19 protein-coding genes are annotated in these 20,080 nt (G+C 34.5%); 5 read left to right on the forward strand and 14 right to left on the reverse strand.

The window, feature by feature from the left end; genetic code table 11:
- The first annotated feature begins 36 nt into the window (after positions 1-36).
- Entirely contained in the window at positions 37-669 is a 633-nt protein-coding gene (locus R1T42_RS09105; protein WP_317290110.1) for a response regulator transcription factor, read from the forward strand.
- Here the strand turns inward: R1T42_RS09105 and dnaG are convergent.
- The 6 genes from dnaG to R1T42_RS09135 form a co-directional block, all read right to left on the reverse strand.
- Entirely contained in the window at positions 666-2,627 is a 1,962-nt protein-coding gene (gene dnaG / locus R1T42_RS09110) for a DNA primase (RefSeq protein WP_317290111.1), read from the reverse strand. The genes R1T42_RS09105 and dnaG overlap by 4 nt on opposite strands.
- Positions 2,628-2,855: 228 nt before the next feature.
- Entirely contained in the window at positions 2,856-3,626 is a 771-nt protein-coding gene (locus R1T42_RS09115; RefSeq protein ID WP_317290112.1) for a hypothetical protein, read from the reverse strand.
- A 126-nt stretch (positions 3,627-3,752) separates the two neighbouring features.
- Complete coding sequence (locus R1T42_RS09120) at positions 3,753-4,937, reverse strand: porin family protein (RefSeq protein WP_317290113.1); 1,185 nt, start codon at positions 4,935-4,937, stop codon at positions 3,753-3,755.
- A 79-nt stretch (positions 4,938-5,016) separates the two neighbouring features.
- Positions 5,017-5,784 (reverse strand): hypothetical protein, encoded by a 768-nt coding sequence (locus tag R1T42_RS09125; RefSeq protein WP_317290114.1) that lies wholly within the window; start codon positions 5,782-5,784, stop codon positions 5,017-5,019.
- Entirely contained in the window at positions 5,774-6,334 is a 561-nt protein-coding gene (locus R1T42_RS09130; RefSeq protein ID WP_317290115.1) for an RNA polymerase sigma factor, read from the reverse strand. Before R1T42_RS09130 ends, R1T42_RS09125 begins: the two co-directional genes overlap by 11 nt.
- A 166-nt stretch (positions 6,335-6,500) precedes the next feature.
- On the reverse strand, positions 6,501-7,088 hold the full coding sequence (locus R1T42_RS09135) for a fasciclin domain-containing protein (protein WP_317290116.1): 588 nt from the start codon (positions 7,086-7,088) through the stop codon (positions 6,501-6,503).
- Positions 7,089-7,198: 110 nt separating this feature from the next.
- On the opposite strand from R1T42_RS09135, the gene R1T42_RS09140 reads away from it, so the two are divergent.
- Both R1T42_RS09140 and R1T42_RS09145 read left to right on the forward strand, forming a co-directional pair.
- Entirely contained in the window at positions 7,199-7,762 is a 564-nt protein-coding gene (locus R1T42_RS09140) for an RNA polymerase sigma factor (protein WP_317290117.1), read from the forward strand.
- Positions 7,759-8,556, forward strand: coding sequence for an anti-sigma factor (locus R1T42_RS09145; RefSeq protein WP_317290118.1), 798 nt, complete (start codon positions 7,759-7,761; stop codon positions 8,554-8,556). Before R1T42_RS09140 ends, R1T42_RS09145 begins: the two co-directional genes overlap by 4 nt.
- 91 nt (positions 8,557-8,647) lie before the next feature.
- On the opposite strand, the gene era is transcribed toward R1T42_RS09145, so the two are convergent.
- Genes era through R1T42_RS09160 form a run of 3 tightly spaced genes read right to left on the reverse strand, consistent with a single transcriptional unit; the run spans position 8,648 to position 11,793 of the window.
- Positions 8,648-9,550: a GTPase Era gene (era, locus tag R1T42_RS09150; RefSeq protein WP_317290119.1), complete on the reverse strand. Its 903-nt coding sequence runs from the start codon at positions 9,548-9,550 to the stop codon at positions 8,648-8,650.
- An 18-nt stretch (positions 9,551-9,568) separates the two neighbouring features.
- Complete coding sequence (locus R1T42_RS09155; RefSeq protein ID WP_317290120.1) at positions 9,569-10,213, reverse strand: hypothetical protein; 645 nt, start codon at positions 10,211-10,213, stop codon at positions 9,569-9,571.
- Positions 10,214-10,260: 47 nt separating this feature from the next.
- Entirely contained in the window at positions 10,261-11,793 is a 1,533-nt protein-coding gene (locus tag R1T42_RS09160) for a T9SS type A sorting domain-containing protein (RefSeq protein ID WP_317290121.1), read from the reverse strand.
- Positions 11,794-11,990: 197 nt separating this feature from the next.
- On the opposite strand from R1T42_RS09160, the gene R1T42_RS09165 reads away from it, so the two are divergent.
- Positions 11,991-12,944 (forward strand): mechanosensitive ion channel family protein, encoded by a 954-nt coding sequence (locus R1T42_RS09165; protein WP_317290122.1) that lies wholly within the window; start codon positions 11,991-11,993, stop codon positions 12,942-12,944.
- A gap of 37 nt (positions 12,945-12,981) precedes the next feature.
- Here the strand turns inward: R1T42_RS09165 and R1T42_RS09170 are convergent, their stop codons facing one another.
- A complete protein-coding gene (locus R1T42_RS09170) occupies positions 12,982-13,791 on the reverse strand; it encodes a helix-turn-helix domain-containing protein (RefSeq protein ID WP_317290123.1) in 810 nt (269 codons plus the stop codon).
- Between the two features lie 155 nt (positions 13,792-13,946).
- Positions 13,947-14,396 (reverse strand): nuclear transport factor 2 family protein, encoded by a 450-nt coding sequence (locus tag R1T42_RS09175; RefSeq protein ID WP_317290124.1) that lies wholly within the window; start codon positions 14,394-14,396, stop codon positions 13,947-13,949.
- A gap of 144 nt (positions 14,397-14,540) precedes the next feature.
- Between R1T42_RS09175 and R1T42_RS09180 the strand changes: the two genes are divergently transcribed.
- Complete coding sequence (locus R1T42_RS09180; protein ID WP_317290125.1) at positions 14,541-15,515, forward strand: VPGUxxT family thioredoxin-like (seleno)protein, type 2; 975 nt, start codon at positions 14,541-14,543, stop codon at positions 15,513-15,515.
- 96 nt (positions 15,516-15,611) lie between these two features.
- Here the strand turns inward: R1T42_RS09180 and R1T42_RS09185 are convergent, their stop codons facing one another.
- The 3 genes from R1T42_RS09185 to R1T42_RS09195 form a co-directional block, all read right to left on the reverse strand.
- The gene (locus tag R1T42_RS09185) at positions 15,612-16,061 is read right to left on the reverse strand and encodes a hypothetical protein (RefSeq protein ID WP_317290126.1); all 450 of its coding nucleotides are present in this window, start codon (positions 16,059-16,061) and stop codon (positions 15,612-15,614) included.
- A gap of 186 nt (positions 16,062-16,247) precedes the next feature.
- A complete protein-coding gene (gene acs, locus R1T42_RS09190; protein WP_042248483.1) occupies positions 16,248-18,158 on the reverse strand; it encodes an acetate--CoA ligase in 1,911 nt (636 codons plus the stop codon).
- 25 nt (positions 18,159-18,183) lie between these two features.
- Entirely contained in the window at positions 18,184-20,079 is a 1,896-nt protein-coding gene (locus tag R1T42_RS09195) for an acetate--CoA ligase (RefSeq protein WP_317290127.1), read from the reverse strand.
- Position 20,080 lies beyond the last annotated feature (1 nt).

Genomic DNA, 20,080 nt, shown 5'->3' on the forward strand with positions numbered 1-20,080 from the left:
ATCGTTGTATATTTGTACTTACAAATACCCCTAAAAATGAACGTTTTATTAGCAGACCATCACCCTGTATTCCGAAGAGGAATTAAAAGTCTGATGAAGGACAGTAAGCGTTTACGCTTCACTGGCAAGGTAGAAGATGGAGAGATGCTCTTATCAGGCATCAAGGAGAATAAACCAGACTTATTAATCCTAGAAATTGACTTACCTAATTCTAACGGTGCTGGCGCATTGAGAGATATACGATCTCACTTCCCAGACCTGAAAGTACTTATCGTAAGTTGTCACCCAGAAGAGATATATGCCATAAGTGCCATTAAAGCTGGCGCAAATGGATATATCGCAAAAACTAAATCTTCTAAAGAGATTAAGAAAGCGATCGAAACTGTGATCAGTGGAGAAACATTCTTATCTGATTCTATCAAAGAAGTAATGAACTCAAAAAGTAAAACTGGTAAATCTGTAACTCTACGTTACAAAAAATTATCTGCCAGAGAAATTGAAGTTCTTAATTTACTTTCTAGAGGAAAAAGAAATAAGGAAATATCGCAAATCTTGAGTATCAACGAGAAAACTGTAAGTACTTACAAAACTCGCTTACTTAAAAAACTTAATGTAGATAATATCGCAGACTTGATACATCAGTCTCGACTTCTACAAATCACCTCTTAGACTACACGGTTTAGGCGTCTCCCCAGATATCTACTCAATTTATTATAGTCCCTTACAGTAGATAGTATATCAGTATTATCTACTGCGGGATCTTTAGATATAGTTTCAAATAAAGCTTTTATCTTCTCTTCTATCATTAACCTTCGGAAATTCAAAATAGCATCCATTGTATAAGTGGAAACTGTTTCATCCTTAGACTTTACAAAGATCATTTTACCATCCCATTTATGCAGTTGATATTTATCCTCTTGCATCACTAGATCTGCAACTAGTCTAGCCTCATGCTCATTAAGTGTAGACATAACCTGATTAAGATCTACTTTACCTTGCATAAGCAATAAATCTACTATCTTAGGGTACAAAGTTTTAAAAATGGAGTTGGAAAACTCTATTTCATCGTTTTGAAGGTCGAGATAAACCTTTTCATAAACTGGCATCGTAACTTTAACAGGTTCAACGACTAGCTCACCATCATCGGACTCTTGTAAAAACTCTTCTTTAAAATCTTCTACTTTATCACCGTATAATAATAAGATTTTAATGATAGCGTGCTCAAGTACAGATCGTCTGTCCACTTTTACGGCAGCCTCTGCGTTTTCAACTTTCTTTAATGGTTGGGATTGTTGATCACGACGATCTTTCTTGCGTTGCTCCTTTATACCTGCATTACGATTTTGGGCTAGTGAAGAAAATAATACATCCTCACCTATGTCCAGTATAGCAGCGCTTTCTCTTACATAAATCTCTCTAGAAATATCATCAGGCACCTTTGCAATACTCTGGACAATATCTCTAATCATCTCGGCTTTTTTGATAGGATCTCCAGCAGCTTCATTTTTGAGTAAATTAGATTTAAAACTTATAAAATCTACCGAGTTTGCTTTTAAGAAATCTTCAATTTCTGTCTGTGTATGTGCTTTTGCAAAGCTATCTGGATCTTCACCTTCTGGAAAAGTACAAATACGGACATTCATTCCTGCTTCTAGAATTAAATCAATTCCACGTATAGCGGCACGCATTCCTGCGGCATCACCATCATAAAGAACAGTAATATTTTTAGTAAGCCTTTGTATTAATCTGATTTGCTCTTTAGTTAAAGCGGTACCAGAACTAGACACTACGTTTTTAACGCCAGCTTGATGAAGCTGTATCACATCTGTATAACCTTCTACTAGGTAACATAAGTCTTCTTTAGCAATGGATTGCTTTGCCTCATAGATACCATATAGCACCTTAGACTTATCATAGATATCACTTTGTGGCGAGTTAAGATATTTTGCGGCCTTCTTATCATTAGTAAGAATCCTACCACCAAAACCTAATACTCTACCTGACAAACTACGTATAGGAAACATCACTCGACCTTTAAACCGGTCAAATTGTTTTTCTTCCTTAACGATGGTTAAACCAGTTTTATCAAGAAACTCTAATTGATATCCCGCTTTTATAGCAGCATCAGTAAAGGCACTCCACTGATCTGGAGAATATCCTAATTGAAAGTACTTAATCGTTTCATCAGTAAAGCCACGCTCTTTAAAATAGCTGTAGCCTATAGCTTTACCCATTTCGGTTTTGAGCTGTGACTCCATCCACTCTGCAGCAAATTTAGAAACCAAAAACATAGATTCTTTTTGATCTTGTGTTTGCTTTTCTTCATCGGTTTGTTGAGTTTCTATAATCTCAATACCGTATTTATTTGCTAACCATTTAATGGCCTCAGGAAATGTAAAATGCTCATGTTCCATTAAAAATGTCACTGCATTTCCTCCTTTACCAGAACTAAAATCTTTCCAAATTTGCTTTACAGGTGATACCATAAAACTAGGTGAGCGCTCATCAGAGAACGGACTTAAACCTTTAAAGTTTGAACCTGATTTTTTGAGTTGTACAAAGTCACCTATTACCTCTTCAACTCGAGCGGTTTCAAAAACATTATCTACAGTAGTACGTGATATCAATTTATGGAAATTCTAATTTATGGTAACTTTTAACTCTACAGTAAAAATAGCTGACTGCTATTTACTGTGCTTCCGAATCAGAATGTAAAAATAAGAATTAAGCAGCATAAGTAAATGAATCGAACTGACAGTAATTTCAACGGACTCGATATTAGTCTCGCTTTCGCGAAAGCGTATAAAAAAAGCCCTTATCATTATAAAGGCTTACTTCATTGCAATTATTGATTTCTATCTGAATCGAACACCTAAAGTAACGTACTGTTGTTGCACTGGTGAGTCTTTAAAAATATCGTTTAAACCATAAGTCGCAAAAATTTGCGAGTCATTCCATCCCGCATAAACACTTAAGCCGTATTGAAAATTATTTACTTCAAAGTCATTAGTAAGCGTGTTAGTCACGTCACGACCTTCGCGCTCATATTTAATTTCTTGAGAAGAAGTTGAAACCAGCCCTATATATCCACCTACACCTACTACAAATGGTTTTGTACCACCATAGCGCTTGATACCGTCTTCATAATCTTTTAAATCACGTCTCCCAAATTCAAGATGTACTGGTGCTAATATACTTACTTGAGTGAATCGTGAGCCATCTAAATCAAATCCTGCATCTTCTAGTCTCGTGACATTATTAAATGTACTAAAAACCTTATCATCATTAATCCTTAAACTTTGAATGCGCATAGTAAGTCCATAGTTGAACCTCATAAAATCATCTTCTTTTTTAAGTCTTGTCGAGAATTCCAGTCCTACATCAAATACACCTGATCCCCAAAAACGATAATCATCACCTATACCATTGCCATCTCCTAAGGCCTGATTAAATCCAAAACCGACATACAGCTTTGTATTAGTCATGACCGTTTCTTGATCTCTTCTAGATTCATCAAACAAGTCTAGAAAATCGTAAGGCGCATCTTCCAGCTCATTTTCTTCTTGAGCATAACCTAGATTAAACAAACCGACAACTGTAATAATTAAAAGTAGATTAGTTTTCATAAAATATTTTTATTTAAAGTTAATGTAGTGATAGTAATGCGATTATACATTAACTAATTTTTAACCATAGAAACAGCTCATGTTATTAAACAAGAGCTGTTTCACTGGCTAATTCAAATCTTTATTTTATTGAATCCTAATACCGAATGTTACATATTGAGCGTCTACAGAATCGCTTTTAAATACATTATTGAAATTCATACGACCAAAGAAGGTAAAACTATCTTTACCTACGTAGGCATCAATACCATATAACAATACTTCGTTATCGAAATTATTAATTCGAGTTTCCTTAATCTCACGTCCATCTAAATCGTATTTTAATTTTAAACGTGAACTCATATTAAAACCGGCAAATCCACCGATACCAAATTTCCATTTATCATATTCTTGAAAACGTACACGACCATCTTCATATTCTTTACGGTCACTACCACCAAACTCTAAGTGAAGAGGAAATACCAACTGATCCTGACGGAATTTTGCTTTTTCAGTATCAAAACCTATAGCTGCTACTTGCGCTTGATCGCCTTGAGTTATAAACCTATTACCATTAAGCTCTGTACCTTGTGTTTGATACTCTACACCATACATTAACCTTACATGGTTATTTTTATCAAGTGTCGTTTTCCACTGATATCCTAGAGAGAAATAGTTATTATTAGGGTAACTAAAATCATTGATTCCTAGATTCTCACCATTCATGTAATTATATCCAAAACCTAGGGTAAATCCAGAAGTCGTCTTGATATACTTTTGATTTTGCCTATTATTCTCAATATTAATACTGATTCCCTTTTTAGTAGAAATCTCAAGTGTTGATGAGGCATGGTCCTCTAATCTATAATCATAAAATGCAGAGGTACGGTTAACCTTAATTAAATTAATTTCGGCATCTGTTTTCACTCTATGTTGAGTAATGATCTCTGCAAGATCTTCGGCAAACTTTGCTTTGGATTCATCTGCTTGTTCTTCAGAAATTTTATTATCCTCTAAAGATTTATTAACTCGCTCAATCATGGTTTTGAATTGAGTCTTTTTATCTGACACGTAAAGGCTATGACTTTCTTCTAACGCCGCTATTGCAGATTCACTACTCATTATTTTTCTCTCATGAGCGCCAGGAGTTCCATTAACATATTTTATCACTTTACCATCTACTGTATCTATTTGAACAGGATATTTTTCTCGCATTTTTGCAGCTCTAATAGAATCTCTTCTAGTAGGTTTTTTTTCAGTTTCTTGAGCTTGAGTAAATAGTCCTAAAAAAAGAGATAAAATCAAGCTTGCAATAAGTACATGTGTTTTCATAATTTTTAATTTTTAGATATAAGTATGGCTGTCCGTTGTACATAAACAGCTGTTTTAAAGGTTATTAAATTGGTTTTGTTTATTTATTACGATCTACGATTGCAACAGCTTCTGCTCTTAAGAAATTAAGTCCACCTTGTATGCTGTTTTGCAATTTACTTCTATTATCAGATTCGATATCCCATTCTGTTTCTCTCAATAATTTATCGGGATTTATTGTCTTTACAGCCACTTCTGTGACCTCAACTTTACCCATCGCTTTATTAAGTAAAAGTTCCATTTCTTCCTCGGCAGTAAGTTGTTTTTCTATAATATGCTGATTAGACACACTAGCCATTGCTGTATCCTCATTACCCTTTGATAATGCCTTATCTATATTTAAAGATGATGCGGGATTTTGAACATTGATTGCTTGATCTTTTACTTTAGAATTTACAGTCTTAGGTTGCTTGTTATTTTGAGCAATCGATTGATTTTTTATAGCATTATTATTAGAGTCATCATTATTTTGAACCTCAGTATTAACCGTGCTAGCTACATCAATATTTTTGTCACGTTCTAATTTAGGCTCAACAATTAGTAAGTCGTCTTTAGCATTATCTGTATTCAAGGGTAAAGTGTTAACTATCTTATCATCGCTATTGATAATAGTCTCATTAGATAGTGATGGATACAATAATAACGCAGCAATAAAAATAGCGGCGATAGCACTTAACCAATAAATAACCACTGGCTTTTTACTCTTCTTATCATCTTCATCTAATCGAGCAGACAGCACGTCCCAAGAGCCTGCACTAGGCTTTATCTCTCTCTTTTCAAAAGTGTTTTTTATATTATTAAGCTTCATAATGCTTCTTTTTCATCATTTTTAATTCTTCCTGCAGCATCAATCGCGCTTTACGGAACTGTGTTTTTGAGGTACTCTCACTTATTTGAAGTACTTGAGCAATCTCGCCATGTTTAAAACCATCTATTGCATACATTACAAAAACAGTTTTATACCCTACCGGCAATCCATCAATGGCCTGTTGCAGAACATTCATATCAATATCGTCATCTGTATCTTCATCCATACAAGCAGGCTCTTTTTCTTCATCAATACTAGAAGAATATTTAAAAGGGTCTTTCTTGCGTAAATAGTCAATACACTCTCTAACCATTATACGTCTTACCCATCCTTCAAAACTTCCCTGATGTGAAAAACTATCTAGTTTTGTAAATACTTTAAAAAAACCGTTAAGCATCAATTCTTCTGCCAGTTCCACAGGTAATACATATTGTCTACAAACACTCAGCATTCTAGATGCATGCTTATCATAAAGATGCTTCTGGGCTTTCCTATCGCCAGCAGCAGCTTTTTCAATAAGCTTTTTTTCGTTAGTATAGAGTTGTATCACTTTCACAATTTACAGACTTTCTATTAACATAGACGAGATGTTTTTAAAAAGGTTGTCTAGATTATAAAAAATATTTGATTTTTATTTCGCTTTCGCGGAAGCGCATAAAAAAACCTCTCTTAATCCACATGATTAAAAGAGGTCTTAGAGCAATTTTTAGGGAAAATTACTCTTTTGGAAGCACTACGGTATCAATAGCGTGAATCACACCATTAGTAGCTTCAATATCTGTTACGGTTATTGTAGAACTTCCGCCATTTGCATCTTGCAAAACTACTTTTCCATCTACTAGGCTTGCATAAATAGGCTGACCTTGTACTGTAGTAGCCATAAAACCACCACCATTACTTTCTATATTTTCAATAATTTTTGCCGCTGTCCATTCGCCAGGGATGACATGATATGCAAGGATACTTGCGATCTTATCTTTATTTTCTTCTTTTAATAATGTAGCAATTGTTCCCTTTGGTAGTTTATCAAAAGCACTATTTGTAGGAGCAAAAACGGTAAAAGGCCCATCACCTTGTAAGGTCTCTACTAAATCTGCAGCTTTTACAGCAGCTACTAATGTAGCAAAACGTTTATCTGATGCTGCAACACCTATAATATCGTCAGACATGACTTGTGATGTTGATGGTTGAAGAACAGCTGTCTGTGTAAGGCTAGCTGAGGCTAGTTGCTGGTCTGATTGTGCATTTACACTTAATGCTAATCCTAAGAAAACTAGTGCGGTAAAGAGGTTTGTTAATTTCATTTTCAAGTTTTATTTTGTTAATTATTTGAAAGTTTGATGCATCTAAGGGTAATACGCCCGTAACTTTGAAATGGATTTTTAACAAGTACTAAAAAAAAGTTAAAACAACATTGACTCCTATTTTAGAACAACATATCGTTGAATTAATAAAGCAAGGCGACCAGCGTGGCATGAGTTTACTCTATGACAATTATGGACCTGCTTTATATGGATGCGCTTTAAAACTAACTAAGGATAAAGATGCTTCAAGCGACATTTTACAGGATGCTCTTATCAAAATATGGAACAATAGCAGCAGCTATAATCCAGACAAAGCAAAGTTTTTTACCTGGTGTTATGGTATCACTCGCAATACTACTATTGATTATTTAAGAAAAGTTCAAAAAAAACAGTCTAAAGAAATCCAATTAAAGAATCGAGACGTATATCCTATAGAGGACACTACTAATCAAGATGATAAAGAAAGTCTTAAAAGGCAAATTAGTACCTTAGACACAAAATACATTTCGGTATTAGATGCGGTTTTTTATAAAGGAATGACACATATGGAGGCTGCAGACTATTTAGACATTCCTCTAGGAACTTTTAAAACTAGGATGCGTGCCGCTTTAATTGAGTTGCGCTCGATTAATAAAGGAATCACCATCCTATTATGGATTTTATTAATATCATGAAATTAGAGAATCAACATATCGAAGAGTTTTTACAATCTGGATTACTAGATCGATATGTCATTGGTGACACATCTGATACTGAGAATACTATGGTTGAGGATATGATCAACCAGCATAGTGAGGTTCAACTAGCTTACGATAAGTTACAAGAAGAGCTTTTCTTATATGCAAATACAAATGCGATTACACCACCAGATTACTTAAAAGAACAGATTTTAAATAAAGTAACACCTAGAAAAGAATTAGAACCAGAATATAGTAAACATGAAAACTGGTTAAGTATTGCAGCTGTTATCGTTGCTCTGCTAGCATTATCTGGGCTAGGTTATCTATATCAACAAAACACTGGTCTTAAACAAGAAATTGTAGAAACAACTACTCAATTTGAAAACCTAGAGCGTGATTATGAACTTAATGACACTCAAAAAAGAATATTAGAAATGCGCCTTGCGTTTATAGAAGCTGGTGATACTGAGAAATATTTAATGCGAGGTTATATAGAAGAAGAACCGTTACGTGTTATTGCATATTATAATCAACCAGCTGGTAAAGCTCAAATTGAAATTGCTGCATTACCTGAACTAGAAAAAGGACTGGACTATCAATTATGGGCAGATGTAGACGGCGAGATGGTTTCCCTTGCTGTGTTAAACGATTTGAAACCTAAAACGATAAGTGCTGAAATTTTAAAAAAAGCATCAGATTTAAATATCACCATTGAAAAAGCTGGAGGAAGCAAGCACGCAAGTGTTGAAAACCTTGTATCATCGACACCACTAAATACAATACCATAATCTACTATAGATTTTAAAATACTCTTTTCAAAAGTAAAGCCGATGTTGATTGAACAGCATCGGCTTTATGATTTTATATGATTGAAAAGATTTATTTATTCTCTCCTTTATAACCAAAACGTCGCAGCTGTTTCTCATTACTACGCCAGTTTTTATTCACTTTTACATACAACTCTATATGAACTTGCTTACCAAAGAATTTTTGTAAATCCTTACGAGCCTCAGTACCAACACGTTTAATAGCAGCACCTTTATGACCTATTATAATACCTTTTTGAGTCTCGCGCTCTACCATAATCACTGATCGTATTCTTATGATATCTTCATCTTCAAAAAACTCTTCTGTATCAATCTCTACAGAGTATGGAATTTCTTTTTTGTAATGAATTAAGATTTTCTCGCGTATGCTTTCATTTACAAAAAATCGTTCTGGTTTATCCGTTAAAGCATCTTTAGGATAAAAAGCTGGTGAGGCAGGCAATATCTCTACAATACGTGCCATTAATTGTGGGACACCAAAATTCTCTAAAGCACTAATTGCAAAAATCTCTGCATTAGGCAATCTCTCTTTCCAGTGTTCAACAGCCTCTTCTAATTGAGAAGCCTGTCCTTTATCAATCTTATTAATCAATACAATAACAGGAACCTCTGCAAAGGTTAATCGTTTTTCAAACGCTTCATTTTTAAGTTCCTTTTCACCTAGTTCTACCATATACAGAATACAATCTGCATCTTCAAAAGCATTTTTTACAAACTCCATCATACTTTCTTGAAGCTTGTATGCTGGTTTAATAATACCAGGTGTATCACTCAATACCATTTGAAAATCCTCACCATTTACAATACCTAATATACGGTGACGTGTCGTCTGTGCTTTTGAAGTGATAATAGATAAACGCTCACCTACTAGAGCATTCATCAATGTAGATTTTCCAACATTAGGATTCCCTACTATGTTAACAAAACCTGCTTTATGTTCTACTTTCTCTTCCATGTGACAAAGGTAGCCGTTTTAAAATTGTGGCTTTTCAATTAAGGCTTTTAAAAATGTAGATTCGACGTTTTTCACATCATTTTCCATCATCGCAATTTTAGTCTTAGAAGCAATTGCCGGAAACCCCTTAAAATTATATGTTAACCACTCTACATTCTCACCATCACGATTTGTAACATCTTCTATAGAGAAGGCATTTTGAGCCATCTTTTCGGCCTCTGGAAAAAAGAAAAGTTGGTCACTAGCAGTAAGGTTATAATCTTGAATGGCTTTTATAAAACGCGCTCCATTTTCTGATGGTTGATCACCATTAAACAATAATTGATCTGTGTCTTCATCCATCTTTTCAAAATCACCTGATTCACCTACTTGATCATTAATTAAACCTCTTACATGTTGTAATTCAGTCAGTAATCGTTCTGACTTGGTATGAAACTCATTCATATGGTTATAGGCACTTGCATATACCGCTGGGTTTGCCATGGCGCTATCTGTTATCGTTTTCATTAAAGACTCGATTTCCTTTGACTTATCAAGTGAAGCTGCTTCCACATTAAGTTCTATGGCATCAAATGCCTCAGTAGTTTGCTTATTAAAAAAATTACAGGCCGTTATAGTAAACAGTAATGCTATTGAAAATAGGATGTATAAGTGTTTTTTCATGGTGATTTGGCTGTTTATTCCGCTTTCGCGAAAGCGAAATTATACTATTATTCCTTAATTAATTGTCTTACCGTTTTGGAACCTTGCACATCTATAATGGTTAGAAAGTAAATTCCTGAAGGAAGTTTTGAAGTATTGATAACGTTGCTGTTTAAAATAGAACTTACTGGCTGACCTAAAGTATTATACAAGGTTAATTGACCAATTTCCACCTTTCCCTCAACGTTAACTTGATCTAGAAACGGATTAGGGTATACAGAATAAGTCTTACTAAAGGACTCTCTACTTGATAATGTATAGACATCTTTAAATCGCACAAGCATGGTTCTTCTAGTAGTCGCGTCAGTAGCCATACCTACTACAATCACTTTTCCATCATCCTGTAATAGAACTTGTCTATTATAATCTTGATGCGTACTACGTGGTAGAATGTATCTGCCACTATTACCGAAGCCATTAACTAAAGTACCATCATCTCCTACATTAAGTAGTAATAAATCATAATTATTGCTACCTATTATGTCTGCCTGAGCGATAAACGAGCCGTCTGGCAGCTCAACAATACTGTAGGCAAACGTGACTCCATAGTTACTAGAACCATGGTTAAAAAATGCTACCCCAGTAGTGTTAAATGTGGTATCTAAAAGACCATTTGCAGTGATTTTATAAAGTGCAAGTTGCGTGTCTATGGAGTTATTACCAGCTGCTCCGGTAATTAATAATCCTCCATCAGCAGTAAAAATCATGTCTCTAGTTGTATAGTTCTCTAGAGTATCAGTTATAGTTACTACGCCATTAGTTCCATAAGAAGTGATAAATGTGCCTTGAAGATCTAATTTCATAACCGTTGCATCATACTCATTTGTAGCAGTGTTAAGAATAGTACCGCTTAAAAAAAGTTCGTCTTGGTCATTAATTATCAATTCATAGAAACGAGAATCTGTGGGAACTGGCAGATCCAAAACTCCGTTAGTACCAAAGCTAGTATCGAGCACACCTGAATTATCATATTTAAGCAACTTATTAACTACAGCAGTATTTTGAGTGGCTGCTAGCACAAATATTTCTCCCGTGCTGGCAACAGCTACTTCCCATACCTCATCATCATTTGTTCCTAGATTAGTTTTTACATGACCATTTGTCCCAAATGTTGTGTCCACAGAACCATCAGGCATCAATCGTGATACAAAAACATCCCAATAAGTCCCAAAGAGTGAAGCATCACTATCTGATGTTCCTGCTATAATAATTTTACCGTCTGACTGTACTCGCATTGAGTTTGCATTATCCTTAGAATTTGCATTAATATTTACTAAGACTAAACCATTAGTCCCAAACGTAGTATCTCTCGATCCTGTATCTAGATATTTCTCTATATAATAACTGGTATTAGAACCTGGATTTCCTGCTACAAGAACTTTGTTGCCTGGCAGCATGGCAGACACGTTTAAAAATGTACCATTAGTTGCTCCAGTTGCATAACCATTAACAGCATAAGTTTGATCTATAGAGATATTTTGAGCCATTGAACTACTCAAACTTATCAATGTAAACAATGTTGAAAACCATATTTTTCTCATAACTCTAAAGTACTATTTTATAAATGATTATCTCTTAGCAATAGATACATCTTAATTTAAATGTTAATTTTTAAGGATACTTGAAGTAAATTTTGTTTTTATTAAGGATATCTAGTTAAACCTTGTTAAATAAAAGATATACACTGTTAAATAGCTTTACTTTTATTGGGAATTAGAATCATCCCAATTAATAATTTATGATATTCCAACAGGAAAATACAAAAGAAGTAGCAGCTGCTGCCTCAGAAGCTGCAGAAGCTGAAGCAAAATCTAATATGACTACCACTGAATTGATATTAGATCAATTAGAATCATGGTATGAAACTCTTATCACCAACTTGCCTAGCATGGCAGTTGCACTTATCGTATTAATAGTAACTTATTTTATATCAAAATGGGTTAGTAGAGGTGTACAAAAACTAGTACAGCATAAAGTTAATCAAGTATCTGTACGTAAACTAATAGGTAAAGTCGCTGCAGCGGTAGTAATTGTAGGTGGTTTGTTTATTGCCTTAAATGTGCTGGATTTAAATGAAACGGTACAAGCCATAATTGCTGGTGCTGGTGTATCAGGTCTGGTTATAGGTCTTGCCTTACAAGGTACTTTATCAAATACTTTAAGCGGTGTGCATTTAAGTTTTAGAAAAATGGTAAGCGTTGGCGATTGGGTAGAAACTAATGGCTATGAAGGTGAAATTATCTCTATCGATTTGAACAAATTCATCATGCGTGAGGCTGATAATAATACAGTAATTATACCTAATAAGTTAATCATGGATAATCCCATGAAGAATTATGGACTTACTAAAACCATGCGTGTTATTGTACATTGTGGTGTTGGATATGAGAGTGATTTAGATCACGTAAGAGAAGTGGCTAAACAAGCGATTATCGATAATTTTGATCAAATTAATTCTAAAGACGACGTAGAATTTTATTATAGAGAATTTGGTGATAGTAGCATTAACTTCATGTTGAGATTCTATTATGATATTGAGAATGGATTACAAAAGTTAATCAATACTAGTGAAGCTATTATCGTTATCAAAAAAGCCTTTGACAAAGAAGGAATTAATATACCATTCCCGATAAGAACATTACAGTTTGACAATCAATTGCAAATGCAAAATGTTCCTGAACAACAAAGTTAGAGTAGTTTAGATTTATAGATTGAGAATCCCTAGATCATTAATTATCTAGGGATTTTTTATTGGAATTATCCCAAGCTTTATACAGAAGTATAATTAGCATAATTTCAAAAGCCAATGTTGCTAGAATCCCTAGCGGAAATAGAATGATTAAACAGAAAGACACACCACCAATAATACCTGTAATTCCTGCCCATTTTGCAAGTTCTCCCAGTTGTACGCGATGAGTAAAAAACCCTATTGCCAAAAACAGATATATCAATCCATAGAGGAAAAGAGAAGAGTATGATAGCACCATGCCTATTCCTTCATTTTCATCAAGAAAATTAGAATAAAACAAGAAGTCAATAATATAAAATATTGCGAGTAAAGCTATTGCACCATAGGAAGCATTTTTAATTAACGAGCTTTCATTTAATCGACCATAGTGCGCGATAGCTATTAGTAAAACAGTTAAAGTTAAGTATTCAATAATTACACTTACTGCATAAATAATAGGTGACATAAGCTCAGTATTAAAAGCTTCGTTTATACTTACCAACACATTTAATGTGCCTAATATTAAATAGATGATACCAGCGATAATTCCCCAACCTAGTAAAGACTTATTATAATTAATGGCAGGTAAAACATCAGGTTGTTTTTCTGATTTTTTAAAGACCTCATCAATGGACTTCCCTAATGCTTCAAAAATATTCTTAACCGTGTAACTTCTAGGAGTCACATCTCCATTCTCAATGCGTTGTATAGTGCGTACATTAATATTGCACAGTTCAACAAGCTCTTCTTGAGTAAGTCCTTTTTCTTTTCTTAATTGTGCAATGTAGTTTCCTAATTCTGGCTGGTTCATAACAAATGGGTTTTAAAATTCATGCAGCAATATTACTGGATATGACAAGCTAGGTCAAAATATTTTAAGCAACTTAAACCCGACATTTACACGGCAAAGCCTTGAGTAGCCTATAAAACTGGTAAATCAATCTTTTGATTGTCTAGTTGAATGCATTAACTTAATTTCCAAACAGAATCTTTTTTAACAGCTACAACACTTTCTAACCAGCTACTTTTAAAACTAAGAGTGTCTAACTTGAACGTACCGTAATTGTGATATGCTAGCCATAATTTATCACCGTTACGTTTTGCCGCAATTCTTTCAAAATTGTTGATGCGGTCAAATTGGAGCTCTCTTTTCTTAGCACTTTTACACCAATTTGCAATAGTGTCATTATTCCATACCTCACCATGTTCTAACAGCAAAAAATCATCTGTTTGATACTTAGTTATTGCTGCCTCATCATAATCTGACCAGACTTCATCAAATAAGTTTTGAACCACTTCCTCTACAGCAATCGTGGCTTCTTCATCAGTTTCTTGAAGTTTTTCGGCTGTTGCGGTCGAGCAAGCATACACGATTACTATTAAGAAGAATAATGTCAGTAGTTTAATAATTTTCATAAGAATAGATTTGAGTTAAAGTTAACACGCATTTGCGAAAGTGTAAACAAAAAAAACATAAGCATTTAAAAATCACAATATTGTTATTTAATCGTGACATCTTTAATACGGATTAACTCTAATTTTAATCAAAACAAAAAGGTTATGAAAAATACGGTAAACACTATTATAGCTATAAGCTTAGCACTATACTCAATAGCTACAAGCGCACAAAGAACAGACCCAAAAAATCAAGATAAAGAATTAGGTGCTATAAGCTGGTATAGAGATTATTCAACCGCGTTACAATTATCTAAAGAATACAATAAACCAGTTCTTATTTTATTTCAAGAAGTTCCAGGATGCGCTACTTGTCGTAATTATGGTCACGATGTATTGAGTAACCCATTGATGACTGAGGCTATTCAAAATGAATTTATTCCATTAGCTATTTTTAATAATAAAGGCGGAAAGGATAAAGATGTATTAAAAATCTATAAAGAACCTGCATGGAATAATCCCGTGGTACGCATTGTAGATTATGATGGTGTAGATATCGTAGATCGCGTGGGAAATGATTACAGTGCCCAAGGATTATATAGCGCAATGGAAAATGCTTTAAAAGTTTGCAAAAAAGATATTCCACAGTACATGAAAATTTTAGCAAAAGAACTTTATGGCCATATCAATTCTAGGAACAAAGAAACCTACTACAGCATGTACTGTTTCTGGAGTGGCGAGAAGCTATTAGGCACGCAACCTGGTATATTGAATACCGAGGCAGGATTTATGAATGGTTATGAAGTAGTAAAAGTAACCTATGACAACACTGCGGTAAACATTAATGATTTAAACAGTTATGCAAGTAGTCAAGAAATGCGTCCTATTAAAAAGGATCAATCTTACAGAATCAGTTCTAAAGATGAAGATTATTATTTAAAACATAGTAACTACCAGTATTTACCTTTATCTCCTCTACAGCGCACATTGATAAATAGTGCTTTAGGAAATAGAAATGATGCACAACAATATTTAAGTCCACAACAAAGGGCATGGTATGCACAATCTCGTAAAACTGATAAAATTCTGTATTTATCACCCTTTGGACAAGCTTGGAAAGAAAGGACGTACCGTTCTTAATTTAAGTATACTAAAGACTTCCTTAAAAAATGAATACAAAAACACCTAACAACGTCGTCAATTTGTTAGATGTTTTTCATATTTATATGAATGTAATTACAGCACATCTGGTAAAGCCTCTATTCTACCATAAAATGTGGTAGGTCTTACAGCTTCATAAAGATTAGCATAAGAAACATCTGATTCAATAATATCTTTTAATGATGGCATTTGAGCACTGAGCTTAGTTACAAACTCTGTTGAATCACTACTTTGATTTGCCGTTCTTCTAATCAGTTTTAAGTACTCTACTTCTGTTAGTGCTAGACGATATTCATCACTCGTAAATACTAAGCTGTCTTGACCATTTCTAGCGGCACGCAGTGCTTTCCTAAATTTAAATCGATCACTGTTACTTATTTCACTATTTAGCAGTATAAAATCATTTAACTCTACTTTTACTGACCCTAAATAAATTTCATCTAATTGATCTTGAAAAACTTGTGCATTACTATGAATGGATAAAAGAAAAACTAGGGCTGCTGTTATATTTATATATGTTTTCATGATTATGAATTTTACTTATTATTATAGTGCAAATTTAAAACCTATAGATAGTAAAACATGTGAACATCTTTCATCTAAAATGATATATTATTCCCAAAAAAAACCACGTAAACAAATTTTGAATTTATTTACGTGGTTTTTATTTAGTACGCTTTCGCGAAAGCGAAATACAATTTATTCACCGCACTAAATAAGCGCTTTTTCTATAATATCTTCAACAACTTCTGGATTAAGAAGAGTGCTTATATCACCTAGATTAGAGGTGTCATTACATGCAATCTTTCTTAAAATACGGCGCATAATTTTACCGCTGCGAGTTTTTGGCAGACCTTGAGTAAATTGAATTTTATCCAGTTTTGCGATAGCTCCTATACGATCTGCGATCAATTGATTGATTTCTTTACGCAGATTATCATGATCTCTTCCTTCTCCTGTTTCTTTCAAAGTAATATAACCATACAAAGCATTTCCTTTAATATCGTGTGGAAAACCTACAATGGCACTTTCTGCCACTGCAGGATGCTCATTTATCGCATCTTCTATAGGTGCTGTTCCTAAATTATGACCGCTAATAATGATTACATCGTCTACACGACCTGTAATTCTATAATATCCCACAGCATCTCTTAATGCGCCATCTCCAGTAAAGTACATATTTTCAAAACTATTGAAATAGGTGTTTTTATATCTTTCATGGTCGCCATAAATAGAACGCGCCATGGATGGCCATGGATATTTAATGGTTAATCTTCCTTCTACCTGATTTCCCTTTATTTCTTTACCTTTTTCATCCATTAGTGCTAGTTGAATACCTGGTAATGGTAAGGTGGCATATGTAGGTATGGTAGGTGTAGAGTATGGTATAGGTGAGATCATTATTCCGCCAGTTTCTGTTTGAAACCACGTGTCTGCAATAGGGCTATTTTTCTTCCCGACATTATCATTATACCAGTGCCACGCTTCTTCATTAATAGGCTCACCAACGGTACCTAAAACTTTAAGAGAACTCAAATCATGATTTTCTACAAAGCTTATATTTTCTTTAGCGAGCGCTCTAATTGCAGTAGGCGCAGTATAGAATTGTGTAACCTTGTGTTTTTCTACTATTTCCCAGAATCTACCATAGTCAGGATATGACGGCACGCCTTCAAACATGACAGATGTGGCACCATTTGCTAAAGGTCCATAAACAATATAACTATGGCCAGTGATCCAACCTATATCTGCAGTACACCAGTAGATGTCATTTTCTCGATATTGAAATACATTTTTAAAGGTATATGCTGTATAAACCATGTAACCTGCCGTGGTATGCACCATTCCCTTAGGCTTACCTGTTGATCCTGAAGTATATAAAATGAATAATGGGTCTTCGGCATCCATAACTGTAGCCTTACAGGTAGGACTTGCTTCATCTAACAAAGGTTGTAACCAAATGTCACGTCCTTCTTTCATCACTACGTCACTATTGATTCTATTTACAACAAATGATTTTTTAATACCTGGACAGCTCTCTAAAGCTTCATCAACAATACTTTTAAGATCAATAGTTTTTTTACCACGATAGCTACCATCACTACATATAATAGTTTCACAATCACAATCATTAATACGTGTCGCTAGTGCCGTAGAACTAAAACCTGCAAATACTACTGAGTGTATGGCACCTATTCTTGCACAAGCTAATATAGCGACCGCTAGTTCTGGTATCATAGGTAAATAAACACAAACACGATCGCCTTTATTAATCCCTTGAGACTTTAAAACATTTGCAAATCTAGAAACACGTTCATGCAACTCTCGGTAAGTTATGTGCTGTGATTCTTCATCTGGATTATTAGGCTCGAATATAATAGCGGTTTTATCTGCTCTAGTAGCTAGGTGTCTATCTAGACAATTCTCTGTAATATTAAGTTTTGCACCTTCAAACCACTTCACTTCTGGTTTTGAAAAATCCCAGCTTAAGACCTTATCCCATTTCTTACGCCACAGGAAATGTTCTTCGGCTATTTCTTCCCAGAAATTCTCTGGATTACGTACTGATTTTCTATAAACTTGCCAGTATTCTTCGAGGTGTTTTATGTGATAATTACTCATAATTATAAATTAATGGGTTAGTTTTTTATTGAAATTTTCCGATTCTGTGCGACTTATAAATATCTTGAATCTCGCTTATGATTTGAATGTCATTTAGTGTTGATGGCACTTTAAAATCATCTACGTCTGCTATGTTGCGCAACAATTTGCGCATAATTTTACCACTGCGTGTTTTAGGTAATCGATTAACAACTAAAACATTTCTAAGGGAAGCAACAGCACCTATCTCTTCTCGTACATTTAAAACAATTTGATTTTGTATTTGATCTAATTGATTTGAGGTTTTGCTTTTCAACACGATTAAACCTAGCGGCTGCTGTCCTTTTAAATCACAATGAATACCAAAAACAGCACACTCTGCGACATCGGTATGATTAGAGACGACTTCTTCCATCTCGGCAGTAGAAAGTCGGTGACCTGCAACATTGATAATATCATCCACACGACCTGTTACAAACACATAACCATCCGAATCTTTATAGCCACCATCGCCAGAAAAATAAAAGTCAGGGAATCTTTCTAAATATCCTTTTTTAAATCGCTCTGTATTGCCCCAGATATTCTTTAACGTACCTGGTGGCAAAGGAAGTTTTATAGCGATATAACCTTCTTCGTCAGGTTTTGTTTCAAGGCCGTTTTCATTTAAAATCTGGATATCATATCCACAAACTGGTTTTCCTGCGCTACCTACTTTACTTTCTAATAACTCTACGCCTACCATATTGGCTAGCATAGGCCAGCCACTTTCAGTCTGCCACCAGTGGTCTATTACTGGTATACCAAGGTGTTTTTTAGTCCATAATAGCGTTGCAGTATCACAACGTTCTCCAGCTAGAAATTGATATTTTAAAGATGAGAGATCATACTTTTTAATATATTCTCCATCAGGATCTTCTTTTTTAATTGCTCTTATAGCAGTAGGAGCCGTGAACATGACACTGACATTGTGCTCACTAATCACACGCCAAAACGTACTCGCATCTGGCGTCTTTATAGGTTTACCTTCAAATAATATTGTCGTATTGCGATTGATCAGTGGTCCGTAAACAATGTAACTGTGCCCTACTACCCAACCTACATCACTTGCTGCCCAGTAAGTTTCACCTTCATCAACACCATATATTTTTTTCATAGAAAACTTAAGAGCTGTTGCATAACCACCAGTATCTCTTATAATCCCTTTAGGTGTTCCTGTAGTACCTGATGTATATAATATATATGAAGGATGTGTAGATGGTAATTCAACAGCTGCTGTTATCTTAGAATCTGCAACTAATTGCTGATAATCCACATCATAAGGTTTTTGATCCATTACCGGCGCCTCTTCTCTTTTAAACAGGATTACTTTCTCTGGTTTAAAATCTGCTTTTTCAATCGCTATATCCACAAACGGTTTATATGGAATGACGCGGTTTATTTCTATACCATGTGAAGCGGTAATAATAGCTTTGGGTTTACAATCATTAATACGTATCGCTAATTCATGAGGTGCAAAACCACCAAAAACAACTGAGTGAATAACACCTAATCTAGCACATGCTAACATTGCAAACACTGCTTGTGGTATCATGGGCATGTAGAGCAAACAAGTATCTCCCTTTTCAAGACCTAGTGATTTTAATCCACCTGCAAGTCTAGATACCTCATCATATAATTGATTGAATGTAAATGATTCCTTTTTGTGGGTTACTGGGCTATCATATACAACAGCAAGTTGCTCGCCATATCCATCATTGATATGCTTATCGATACACAAGTAACTCAAATTTGTAGTTCCATCTTTAAACCATTGGTAATAATCATTTGTGTCTTTAGATAAAATTTCTTGAGGCTTCTTGAACCACTCAATTTCGTTACTCTGAGTTTCCCAAAATAATTCAGGCGATTTTAAACTTTGCTTATAGAGGATATCATAATTCATA

The organism is Nonlabens ulvanivorans, assembly GCF_032922765.1.
Taxonomy (GTDB): domain Bacteria; phylum Bacteroidota; class Bacteroidia; order Flavobacteriales; family Flavobacteriaceae; genus Nonlabens; species Nonlabens ulvanivorans.

Coding starts and splice junctions, on each gene's coding strand:
- R1T42_RS09105 (WP_317290110.1), top strand. CDS start 37: ATGAACGTTTTATTAGCAGACCATCACCCTGTATTCCGAAGAGGAATT.
- R1T42_RS09115 (WP_317290112.1), bottom strand. CDS start 3,626: ATGAAAACTAATCTACTTTTAATTATTACAGTTGTCGGTTTGTTTAAT.
- R1T42_RS09120 (WP_317290113.1), bottom strand. CDS start 4,937: ATGAAAACACATGTACTTATTGCAAGCTTGATTTTATCTCTTTTTTTA.
- R1T42_RS09125 (WP_317290114.1), bottom strand. CDS start 5,784: ATGAAGCTTAATAATATAAAAAACACTTTTGAAAAGAGAGAGATAAAG.
- R1T42_RS09135 (WP_317290116.1), bottom strand. CDS start 7,088: ATGAAATTAACAAACCTCTTTACCGCACTAGTTTTCTTAGGATTAGCA.
- R1T42_RS09145 (WP_317290118.1), top strand. CDS start 7,759: ATGAAATTAGAGAATCAACATATCGAAGAGTTTTTACAATCTGGATTA.
- era (WP_317290119.1), bottom strand. CDS start 9,550: ATGGAAGAGAAAGTAGAACATAAAGCAGGTTTTGTTAACATAGTAGGG.
- R1T42_RS09155 (WP_317290120.1), bottom strand. CDS start 10,213: ATGAAAAAACACTTATACATCCTATTTTCAATAGCATTACTGTTTACT.
- R1T42_RS09160 (WP_317290121.1), bottom strand. CDS start 11,793: ATGAGAAAAATATGGTTTTCAACATTGTTTACATTGATAAGTTTGAGT.
- R1T42_RS09165 (WP_317290122.1), top strand. CDS start 11,991: ATGATATTCCAACAGGAAAATACAAAAGAAGTAGCAGCTGCTGCCTCA.
- R1T42_RS09170 (WP_317290123.1), bottom strand. CDS start 13,791: ATGAACCAGCCAGAATTAGGAAACTACATTGCACAATTAAGAAAAGAA.
- R1T42_RS09175 (WP_317290124.1), bottom strand. CDS start 14,396: ATGAAAATTATTAAACTACTGACATTATTCTTCTTAATAGTAATCGTG.
- R1T42_RS09180 (WP_317290125.1), top strand. CDS start 14,541: ATGAAAAATACGGTAAACACTATTATAGCTATAAGCTTAGCACTATAC.
- R1T42_RS09185 (WP_317290126.1), bottom strand. CDS start 16,061: ATGAAAACATATATAAATATAACAGCAGCCCTAGTTTTTCTTTTATCC.
- acs (WP_042248483.1), bottom strand. CDS start 18,158: ATGAGTAATTATCACATAAAACACCTCGAAGAATACTGGCAAGTTTAT.
- R1T42_RS09195 (WP_317290127.1), bottom strand. CDS start 20,079: ATGAATTATGATATCCTCTATAAGCAAAGTTTAAAATCGCCTGAATTA.